The organism is Pediococcus parvulus (assembly GCF_007990205.1).
GTDB classification, from domain to species: Bacteria; Bacillota; Bacilli; order Lactobacillales; family Lactobacillaceae; genus Pediococcus; species Pediococcus parvulus.
In genome coordinates this window covers 1-9,527 of sequence record NZ_BJWE01000054.1, presented here as the reverse complement: position 1 = coordinate 9,527, position 9,527 = coordinate 1, and the positions used below count along the sequence as shown (strand labels likewise).

Annotated in this window: 11 protein-coding genes; 3 read left to right on the top strand and 8 right to left on the bottom strand. The window is 39.0% G+C overall.

The features are described from left to right. Positions 1-204: 204 nt before the first annotated feature. Positions 205-717, bottom strand: a complete 513-nt coding sequence (locus PPA04_RS08715; protein ID WP_057784977.1) for a TetR/AcrR family transcriptional regulator — start codon at positions 715-717, stop codon at positions 205-207. 138 nt (positions 718-855) lie between these two features. On the opposite strand from PPA04_RS08715, the gene trhA reads away from it, so the two are divergent. From trhA to PPA04_RS08700, 3 genes are all read left to right on the top strand, one after another. Next, complete coding sequence (gene trhA, locus PPA04_RS08710) at positions 856-1,518, top strand: PAQR family membrane homeostasis protein TrhA (protein WP_057784976.1); 663 nt, start codon at positions 856-858, stop codon at positions 1,516-1,518. Between the two features lie 25 nt (positions 1,519-1,543). Next, a complete protein-coding gene (locus PPA04_RS08705) occupies positions 1,544-1,792 on the top strand; it encodes a hypothetical protein (RefSeq protein ID WP_057784975.1) in 249 nt (82 codons plus the stop codon). Positions 1,793-1,919: 127 nt separating this feature from the next. Next, entirely contained in the window at positions 1,920-2,114 is a 195-nt protein-coding gene (locus tag PPA04_RS08700) for a hypothetical protein (RefSeq protein WP_057784974.1), read from the top strand. A gap of 68 nt (positions 2,115-2,182) precedes the next feature. Here the strand turns inward: PPA04_RS08700 and ispE are convergent, their stop codons facing one another. The 7 genes from ispE to PPA04_RS08665 all read right to left on the bottom strand — a co-directional run bounded on the left by ispE (position 2,183) and on the right by PPA04_RS08665 (position 9,053). Continuing rightward, entirely contained in the window at positions 2,183-3,037 is an 855-nt protein-coding gene (gene ispE, locus PPA04_RS08695; RefSeq protein ID WP_057784973.1) for a 4-(cytidine 5'-diphospho)-2-C-methyl-D-erythritol kinase, read from the bottom strand. A gap of 168 nt (positions 3,038-3,205) precedes the next feature. Then, positions 3,206-3,442, bottom strand: a complete 237-nt coding sequence (locus PPA04_RS08690; protein WP_057784972.1) for a Veg family protein — start codon at positions 3,440-3,442, stop codon at positions 3,206-3,208. A gap of 276 nt (positions 3,443-3,718) precedes the next feature. Further along, positions 3,719-4,591 (bottom strand): 16S rRNA (adenine(1518)-N(6)/adenine(1519)-N(6))-dimethyltransferase RsmA, encoded by an 873-nt coding sequence (rsmA, locus tag PPA04_RS08685; RefSeq protein WP_057784971.1) that lies wholly within the window; start codon positions 4,589-4,591, stop codon positions 3,719-3,721. Positions 4,592-4,601: 10 nt separating this feature from the next. Next, entirely contained in the window at positions 4,602-5,153 is a 552-nt protein-coding gene (gene rnmV, locus PPA04_RS08680) for a ribonuclease M5 (RefSeq protein ID WP_057784970.1), read from the bottom strand. Further along, positions 5,140-5,925 carry a TatD family hydrolase gene (locus PPA04_RS08675; RefSeq protein ID WP_057784969.1) on the bottom strand — a complete coding sequence of 262 codons (786 nt, stop codon included), beginning with the start codon at positions 5,923-5,925 and terminating at the stop codon, positions 5,140-5,142. The genes rnmV and PPA04_RS08675 overlap by 14 nt, the downstream gene beginning before the upstream one ends. A 99-nt stretch (positions 5,926-6,024) precedes the next feature. Then, positions 6,025-8,055, bottom strand: a complete 2,031-nt coding sequence (gene metG / locus PPA04_RS08670; RefSeq protein ID WP_057784968.1) for a methionine--tRNA ligase — start codon at positions 8,053-8,055, stop codon at positions 6,025-6,027. A 149-nt stretch (positions 8,056-8,204) separates the two neighbouring features. Beyond that, complete coding sequence (locus PPA04_RS08665) at positions 8,205-9,053, bottom strand: DUF72 domain-containing protein (protein ID WP_057784967.1); 849 nt, start codon at positions 9,051-9,053, stop codon at positions 8,205-8,207. Between the last annotated feature and the right edge of the window lie 474 nt (positions 9,054-9,527).

Genomic DNA, 9,527 nt, shown 5'->3' with positions numbered 1-9,527 from the left:
ACATTTCATTCTAAATAACATATAGTTCCTCCTTTTTTTTAAATGTGCAAGTTTTCCCAACAGAGCGCAAAAAATCAGCGCATGTTTTTATAAAAAAACATACGCTGATCAATTATACGCAGTATGGGTTCCATCTCATCTATTGTAACAAACTCACTTAAAAAGCATAAGTGTTTTCTGAAAACTCAGGTTGATTTACACAAATTATCTCAAAAATTTCCGACCAATCATAACCATTTCAGCATTAGACTCCACCATGTCATCCTTATCCCACTCAACAATCATCTGGGTTAACCCGCCTGCTACAAACGCTATCCACATTTTGGAAGCTCGGTCACGAATTTTCAAAACGTCTTTGTCCACTAGATCAGTAATATAAAATTGAAGTTTATCTAAAATAATCCCCACTAAGTCAGCTTTGATTAAAATATTAACAGTGCCACGATGTCGCCGAATCACTGTAAAAAAGGCATCTAAAAAAGCTGTCATATCATGCGTATTCATAACTTGAAGGTAACTAAAAAACTCTTGGAACACTTCATCGAATTGATATTCCAAGATCTGTTGTTTTGATTTAAAACTCCGATAATAGGACATGCGCGAAACAGATGCTTGTTTACAAATATCGCTAACTGTCACTTCATCAACTGAGTGGGTCTTCATTAATTCAAATAAGGCCAGCACAATCTTTTGTTTGGTACTTGAACGCTTTGCCATGATTTCCCTCTTTACTTTACTCTTTCTAACATCATACCATTTTCAGAAAATTTACGTAATTCACACGTTTTATAGATCATCTAGTTTCCAAAACCAGATGATTAGTATATAATATCTAGTTGAACGGAGGACGACCTAATGAAACCAACTTTTAAATCAAAAAAAATCATCGACATCCGTCACTCACAGCTGCTTAATGAAATTTGGAGCGCCATTACCCATGGAATTGGATTTTTCTTGAGTATTGCCGGAACCATTTTATTGCTTATTAAGGCTATTGGACTTGGAAAACCACTAGATATAGTCGCCTATACTATCTATGGTCTTAGTCTTTTAGTTTTATTCTTCTCTTCTACTATGTTTCATAGCTTATATTTTACGAAAGCTAGTCACGTCTTCCAAATATTAGATCATGACAGCATTAATTTTTTAATTGCAGGAACCTACACACCTTATTGTCTCCTTGCCATTCGCGGCCGTCTAGGAATCAGTTTATGCATCGTCATTTGGTTTCTGGCAATCGCCGGAATTGTCTTTCAATTCTTTGCGGTTGGTAAGTTCAAAAAAATTGAAACCCTTATTTACGTGTTAATGGGCTGGCTTTGTCTAGTTGGCGCCAAACAACTCTATGCCAGTTTAGGCTTAATTGGCATTAGTCTGCTTGTTGCCGGCGGCGTTGCATTTTCATTGGGTGGCCTGATTTACAACATCCCCCATGTAAAATATGTACACGTTTGGTGGCATATTCTGGTTTTAGTGGGCGCTTCATTAATGTATTTCTCCATTTTGCTGTATATTTAGAGTAACAACAAACACGGAGGTAGCTATGAAACGACCAAACAATCAATTTATGCTCTTTCAATATCTTTTAGGCTACGCAGTAATGGCCTATTTTCTCTATAAATTTGGGTTTCCAGTCTCATTAATCGTAATTTTAATTGTCGTCAGTTTAAGCTTAGCAGGGGGTTCAATGTACCTTTCTCGCCATTTCAGCTGGACAAATTTGGGCCTGATGCTTCTTCTAATCGCCATCGGAACTGCGATCTTATTCTTGATTTTCAGCCGTTACTATTAGCTTATTATTTCATAAAAGAAAGCGATTGCAAAGATTAGTAAGTGATGCTACACTGGTGCCAATAATACAGTTAACCCAAAGTAGGTTGTTTATGTTTGGATTGTAATTTTGAACGAACGCGATTGTGATGAATGCAGATCTTTTAATTGGTGTAGTAGGTATCTTAATTGGTTTGTTTCAATTTTACAATGTTTACAAAAGTTGGCAAACATTGCGTGTGAGCATGAATGGTCATACTTCTCTATTCATGCCATTTGCAATTTGGTACAGTGTATTCTTCGGATTAATTTTCATTGGCCTGGGTATTGCTGCATTGTTATAACGACTTTAAGTAATTGATTACTTAAACGCGTTAAAAAAGGAGGGCCCCCATTTTTGGTGACTCTCTTTTTAGTTTAATGGCCTAACAAGATACACTTCCGGACAAAAGCCCTTCAGACTGTTTACAAGGTGTTGAGCCCGGCTTTCCTTGCGACAAATGCCAAAAACAGTTGGTCCTGTGCCACTCATTTGCGCAACATCGGCACCATACCTTAGCATGCGGTCTTTTAATTGTAAAATCTGTGGGTGCATCTGCCCTGTTACCGGTTCAAGCACGTTTCCTGCATTTTTGCAGATTGCCGAAAAATCATTTTGTTTAATTGCTTCCAACATTCCGTCAATTTTTAAATGACCTAAGCTTTTATGATCAATCTTTCGTAAAATCTTAGGCGTTGAAACGCTCAGTTTAGGCTTTGCAATGACAAAATACATTGCCGGTAATTGCCGTAGCAACGCCACTTTTTCACCCTTACCATAAACATGGGCTGTTTGACTAAACACACAATAAGGCACGTCTGAATCAATTTGAAGGCCTAATTCAGCCAATTGAGCCTTTGGGATACCTAGGTTCCACAAATTATTCAATCCACGCAACACGGCAGCAGCATCCGAAGAACCACCACCCATCCCAGCAGCAACCGGGATATTTTTTTTGATTCGAATCTTTGCACCAGCCTGAACATGAAACTCTTGTTGTAATAGTTTTGCAGCTTGATACGCTAAATTACGGCTATCATTGGGCAAAAATCCCGTGTCTGTATGGACACTAATGGCGCGTTTACCAGGCTTGGTTTCAATCTTTACATAATCGGCAAGATCTACCGATGTCATCACCATATTCCATTCTTGAAGCCCATCCGAGTGATTATAGGGTGTGTCTAAGAACAAGTTCAGCTTGGCCGGGGCTTTTTCCGTTGTCTCCATGCAATCACCTAGTTTACTAATCCAGTATTTTATCACAATTATACTTAAAAACTGGGTAAAGTACCAGCTCTGGAGAAAAAGCTTCATAACTCTTATCCTAAACATCATTTTATGTGCAAAAATGATAAATTTAGGCAAAATAAAAAGACCTTTGCGGCCCGATTATTTTTATTCTCCGAATGCAATTTCGATGTTCTTCGTTAGAATATCGGTATAGCTATATGATACCCGCTCAAAAGAATTTTCGTCTTGATCTAAATCAACAACGAAAACAGCTGGATATGTCTTATGAAGAATTCCATGGCGTTTCGTAATCTTCTTACGACCTGCTTGGGCAACTACCATCATTTCTTCTCCAACCTTATTGTCTAGCTTCGACTTAATTGTGGCTAGTGTGTTTGGCATTGGCTTCACCTTCCCATGTGAAACATTATAACATAGTTTCACAAAAACTGCAAATTATACCACAACGTTTGATGCCCTGCAACCGGTTTTTTATAAAATTAGGATTACATAGCTTTTGCCTCAACTACGTGGGCATGCTAATATATATTCCGTTCACTAATTTTTCTGAGGACGGCTCAGCAAGTCAAAGGGCAGAACCTAAGTATGACTCCCGCGGGATTGCGATCCCGCCTCCGTCACACTTAGGTTCTGCCCTTTACCGACTTGCTTCGCCCACTATTTTAGTTCATTCGTCAACCTTACAAAATCATCAACCGTCAACCGCTCTGGTCTTACCCCCGGCTTGATATCCAATTTTTCTAAGACCGCCGTTAACCTAGCCTTTGTATCCTCTTCCTTACCATAAATTCCCATCAAGTTATTCCACAACGTTTTTCTTCGATGCGCAAAACATCCATGCACCGTCTTATAAAACGCATCTTTCGAATATGGCTGTACCTCTCTTGGCTCACGATGCGTCAACTTCACAATTGCCGAATCCACCTTTGGTCGCGGCATAAACGCTTCCTTTGGCACATCAAACTCAATATCCACATTCATATCCAACTGCACTGCTACACTCAATGAACCATACGGCTTTGTTCCTGGCACCGCATTAAGGCGATCCGCCACCTCTTTTTGCATCATAACCACAATCTGGTCCAATGGCAGTGGGCTTTGCAACAATCCCTTTAAAATTGGCGTTGTAATATAATATGGCAAATTAGCCACCACTTTTAAAGTATGTTTGCCATCCAAATTTTCTGCAACCACTTTTGGCAAATTAACCTTCAAAATATCTGCATTAATAATTGTGACATTTTTGTAAGGATCCAGTGTTTCGTCCAATACATCCAACAAGTTTTCATCAATCTCAAACGCCAACACGTGGTGAGCATGACGCGCCAACTGCTCCGTTAACGCTCCAATTCCGGGTCCCACTTCGATCACATCATCTTCCTCAGAAATATCGGCAGCTGCCACGATATCCTTCAAAATTTGTGGTCGAGTCAAAAAATTTTGACCCAAACTTTTTTTAGCATTTAAGCCGTACCGTTCCAAGATTGCCCGTGTTCGAACTGGATCTGCAATATCAATTTCTTGTGTCATTTTTTACTCCTTATTTTTGATCTAATTCATCCACCGCTGCTTGAAAAGCCTCACGACTCACCTGAAATAGTTGAAGTCTCTTTACTAACTGTTTTCCATTCACATAACCAATATTCAAAATTTCACACAACTCCATACGCCGCTGTTTTGCATGGGTTCCTGCAATTAAATCAGCATCCAGTAAATCATCCCTGGTAATCTGCAATGGTGCATCAGCAGCCTCCGTATACACTTTGCCTAGGGCTTCTCGAATAACTTCAGGGGTCGCGTGTTCCACGCCTAAACTTCCTTTTTTACTGGGCACTGCATCCCTTCTCGCCAAAAATGCATGTTTGACATCTGGAACCTCAGCTGAAATGGTCTTACGGATTTTTTCACCAGAAAAATCGGGATCCGTAAACACAATAACGCCACGTTCTGCTTGTAAACGTCGAATTTGTTCTATCGTTTCTTCAGAAATTGCAGATCCTCGTGTCTCTAGGGTATCCGCGTTTACCGCTTTTTTTATCCGAACAGTATCATCTTTTCCTTCAACTACAATAACTTCTTTAATTTTTTTCATCATCGTCTATCCTATAAAATTGTTTGGCATTTTCATACGTTGCTTTGCCTGTGACATCAGGATCTTCATCCCGCAAACGGGCCAACGCTTCAACCACATAAAGTGTGTAGGCAGGCTCATTTTGTTTTCCTCTAAAAGGAATGGGGGCCAGATACGGGGCATCTGTTTCCGCCATAATCCGATCTGCCGGTGTTTCTTGCACAGATTTATGCACATCATGGGCAGAATTAAAACTTGCAACACCACTGTATGAGATATGCATCCCAAGTGCCAAAAATTTATCAAGCCACTCTGGTCCGCCATTGAAGCTGTGCATCACACCACCAAAGGTTTCTACATGCGCATTTTTTAAAATCGCATACGTATCTTCAAAAGCATCCCGATTATGAATTGCAACCGGGATATGAACCTTACTTGCCAGCTCCAATTGTTCTTCAAATACCCGCCGTTGAATTTTTCGCGGTGATTTTGTTTCATAATAATCCAGGCCAATTTCACCCAAAGCAACCACTTTCGAGTCCTGTAATTGTGCTCGTAAAATTTCTGCTTGGTCTTCATGAAAATACTTAGAATCTTCTGGATGCCATCCAACTACGGCATAGATATCTTCATATTGGTGCGCAAGTTTAATTGCGGATGCATTAAATTCAGCATTTGAGCCCACCATTGCCATTTTTTGGACACCCAATTTATGGGCATGCTCAATATAAGCTTTCTCATGTCCCCAAAAAGCCGGATCATTCAAATGCGTATGTGAATCAAATAGTTGCATGTTTACCTCCAATTATCAAAAACCAACCCAAGACACCGCAAACCGTTCACTTGGTCTTAGATTGGTCTTTACATTATCATCATGTTTTACAAAATCAACTTATTCAACTCCAGAACCATTAACCAAACTGTTTGGCACTTCAACAACTTGAATATGGCCAGCATGTTCAGCTGATAGCAACATTCCTTGACTAATTTCACCACGCATCTTACGAGGCTTGAGATTAGCCACAATCAAAACTTTTTTACCAACTAGAACACTTGGATCTGGATAATATTCAGCAATCCCAGAAAGAATCTGGCGGTCACCTTTATCACCAGCGTCGAGTTTAAACTTCAAAAGTTTATCGGCACCTTCAACGTTATCCACAGATTTAATCTCAGCGACCTTAAGTTCTACTTTATCAAAAGCTTCAATACGGATTGGCTTTTTAGTGATATTAAGTTCTGCTGCATCGTCGGTTTGTGCTGCTTTTTTAGCTTCTTCCATGGCAGCACGGCCCTTCTTTTTATCAGTTTTGGTCATTTGTGCCTTGATGAATTCGACCTCTTCTTTAGCGTCCAAACGAGGAAAAATTGGGGTTCCTTTTGCGACAACTTTGGTACCCGCAGGAATTGTTCCAAATTTCAAGTCAGCTAAATCAACTGTTTGCGCAGTTAAACCTAGTTGATCCAAAATTTTCGTTGGTGCCTGTGTCAAAATTGGCTGCAATAAATGCGCCAACAAACGTAAACTTTCTGCCAAGTGGTTCATGACACTTGCCAATTTAGCTTGATCAACAGCGTCATCACTTTTAGCCAACACCCAAGGCTGGGTTTCATCAATATATTTGTTGGAGCGGCTAACCAGTTTCCAAATTTCGGAAAGTGCATCTGAAAAATGAAGAGAATTCATTAATTCGCGATAATTAGTAATGACAGTTGCTGCTGTGGTTTCTAAGTCTTTATCAAACTGAGTCACACCAGATTTTAAGGTTGGAATGACACCACCTTCATACTTATTAATCATTGCCACTGTCCGGTTTAATAAGTTACCGAGATCGTTAGCTAAATCATAATTGATTTTGTCGACAAAGTCTTCCGGTGTGAACACCCCATCATTTCCATAAGGCATAGCTTTCAATAAATAGTAACGAAGTGCATCTAGGCCGTAACGTTCAACCAAAGTTTCTGGATAAATAACGTTCCCCTTAGATTTGGACATTTTACCGTCTTTCATCAATAACCAGCCATGGCCGACAACGTGTTTTGGTAATTGTAAACCAAGGGCATGCAACATGATTGGCCAATAAATTGTGTGGAAACGCACAATCTCTTTACCGACCATATGCACGTCAGCAGGCCAATACTTATCAAAGTTACTTTGATCATCGCTGCCATAACCCAGTGCGGTAATATAGTTTGATAACGCATCAATCCAAACATAAACCACATGTTTAGGGTTGTTTTTAACCTTTACCCCCCAATTGAAAGTTGTTCGTGAAACAGCCAAATCTTCCAAACCGGGTTTGATAAAGTTATTAATCATTTCGTTCATCCGCGTTGCAGGTTGAATAAAGTCAGGATGATCTTTGTAGTATTGCAATAACCAGTCTGCATACTTACTCATTTTGAAGAAATAAGATTCTTCTTTAACTTTTTGAACTTCATGACCAGATGGCGCTTTTCCACCGATTACTTTACCACTTTCATCTCGATAAACTTCAGCCAATTGCGTTTCAGTGAAGTACTCTTCATCAGAAACTGAATACCAGCCTTCATATTCACCTAAATAAATATCGCCACTATCTTCCAATTTTTGGAAAATTTCTTGAACAGCCTTTTCATGATAGTCATCAGTTGTCCGAATAAATTTAGTGTTGGAAATATCCAAAAGTTTCCACAGCTTTTTTATACCTTCAGCCATCCCATCTACGTATGCTTTAGGGGTTGTGTTTAAGGCTTCAGCTTTTTGTTCGATTTTTAAACCATGTTCGTCAGTTCCTGTTAAGAAGAAAACATCTTTGCCTTCTAATCGTTGAAAACGGGCCTCAGCATCACAAGCAATCGTTGTGTACGAATTCCCGATATGAAGCTTTCCTGACGGATAATAAATTGGTGTCGTTATATAATATGTGGGTTTGTCTGCCATTGAAGATTTCCTTCCTAGTTCTAATAATTTTATATTTTAAATTAATAATTTAAAGTAGAATGTTTTAACTTTAAGTATATCACAAAGAATCGCCGCGCAAAGCGTGTTTCACACGTTTGATGGCGGACAATTGAATTTTATTTACTTCATTAAAAAAGACCTAGTTGCAATGGCCCCAATCCGTCAAAATTAATTCCTAATATTTCCTTTAATCTTAAAGCATTTCCAGCTGCATCTTTACCGCTGTTATTGTTAAAAATGATGCATACCTCTTCAGCTTGCGGTTCTAATTTTTTGACAAGTTTCGCAAAACTTTGTAGTTCTTCCTCAGAATACTTGTAGAGTGTCCGCTTTCCGCGCCAGTTAGGCCCTTTTTCAACCCAGCCTTTTGCATTTTGACCATGTAATCGTAAAACGGCCAAATTCTGATTTGTCACCGTATCTACCAAAGGCACGCCATTAGGGACTGAGCTGGGTTCATCAACCGAAACATGACTCATGCCTAGTTTCTTCAAATAAAGCATGGTTTCATCACGAACCGCCGGATCATACCAGCTAGAATTACGAAATTCTACAGCAATTGGCAAGTCACCCATCAAAACCCGTACATCACGCAAATAACGAATATTGTCTAATTGACAGTTGAAATATGGTGGAAATTGAAATAGGATCGTTTTTAGTTGATCACTCTTAACTAAAGGACGAATCATTTGCCGAAATTCGGTAAAAACTAATCGGTGCTCATCTGACAAATAGTCATCAACATCCGCGCCATCATGTAAAGTCATTAGTTTGTTAGCCTTTAAAATAAATTGAAACCCCTCTGGAACAGATTTTTGCCAATTTTCAACGGTCGATACTTTTGGCACGCCGTAAAAAGAAGTATCCACCTCAACTACTGGAAAGTAGCCGGCATATTCTGTTAATTCAACTTTTCGATCCTCATGATCGATGAGAGCAGGATGGTCTGTCCATGTTGTTAATCCAATCGTAATCAATTCTCTTTGCCTCAGTTTATCGATATTTTAAGCCTAGTCTATCACAGTTTCTATACGCAATCAGTAGTTAAATATTCTTGTCGCGTTTTATTTGGATTCCGGATACTAAAATAGTTGCCTCTTAATTCAAAGTAACTGGTTGAAGGCGAGAATTTTTGTTTGAAACTTTTCTTGGTTCACTTCTGGTAGTAATTTTAAATTTTTTATGTGTCTACTGGTTGAATACACATGACTGAAAGTGATTTTTCCACCCACTTGTATTAATTTTGCCATACTAAATTTAATACGCAATTATAGGTGTAAAAAAGGCCTTAACTACTGGAAATAGTTAAGGTCTTTGGTATGTCATTTTGTTGACGCCCTTCTCGCACATTCATTTATTACGTGTACTTTTAAAGCTAGCAAAAATTAGAATAGACTACTAATATATTTTTTTATAGCGAAACGTGTTGAAGAGAGCAGCTTCCTCCGCTT

Excerpts from the sequence above, each read along its gene's own strand:
- rnmV (WP_057784970.1), bottom strand. The coding sequence starts at position 5,153 with ATGAAAAAAATTAAAGAAGTTATTGTAGTTGAAGGAAAAGATGATACT.
- PPA04_RS08705 (WP_057784975.1), top strand. The coding sequence starts at position 1,544 with ATGAAACGACCAAACAATCAATTTATGCTCTTTCAATATCTTTTAGGC.
- PPA04_RS08675 (WP_057784969.1), bottom strand. The coding sequence starts at position 5,925 with ATGCAACTATTTGATTCACATACGCATTTGAATGATCCGGCTTTTTGG.
- metG (WP_057784968.1), bottom strand. The coding sequence starts at position 8,055 with ATGGCAGACAAACCCACATATTATATAACGACACCAATTTATTATCCG.
- rsmA (WP_057784971.1), bottom strand. The coding sequence starts at position 4,591 with ATGACACAAGAAATTGATATTGCAGATCCAGTTCGAACACGGGCAATC.
- PPA04_RS08690 (WP_057784972.1), bottom strand. The coding sequence starts at position 3,442 with ATGCCAAACACACTAGCCACAATTAAGTCGAAGCTAGACAATAAGGTT.
- PPA04_RS08715 (WP_057784977.1), bottom strand. The coding sequence starts at position 717 with ATGGCAAAGCGTTCAAGTACCAAACAAAAGATTGTGCTGGCCTTATTT.
- PPA04_RS08700 (WP_057784974.1), top strand. The coding sequence starts at position 1,920 with ATGAATGCAGATCTTTTAATTGGTGTAGTAGGTATCTTAATTGGTTTG.
- trhA (WP_057784976.1), top strand. The coding sequence starts at position 856 with ATGAAACCAACTTTTAAATCAAAAAAAATCATCGACATCCGTCACTCA.
- ispE (WP_057784973.1), bottom strand. The coding sequence starts at position 3,037 with ATGGAGACAACGGAAAAAGCCCCGGCCAAGCTGAACTTGTTCTTAGAC.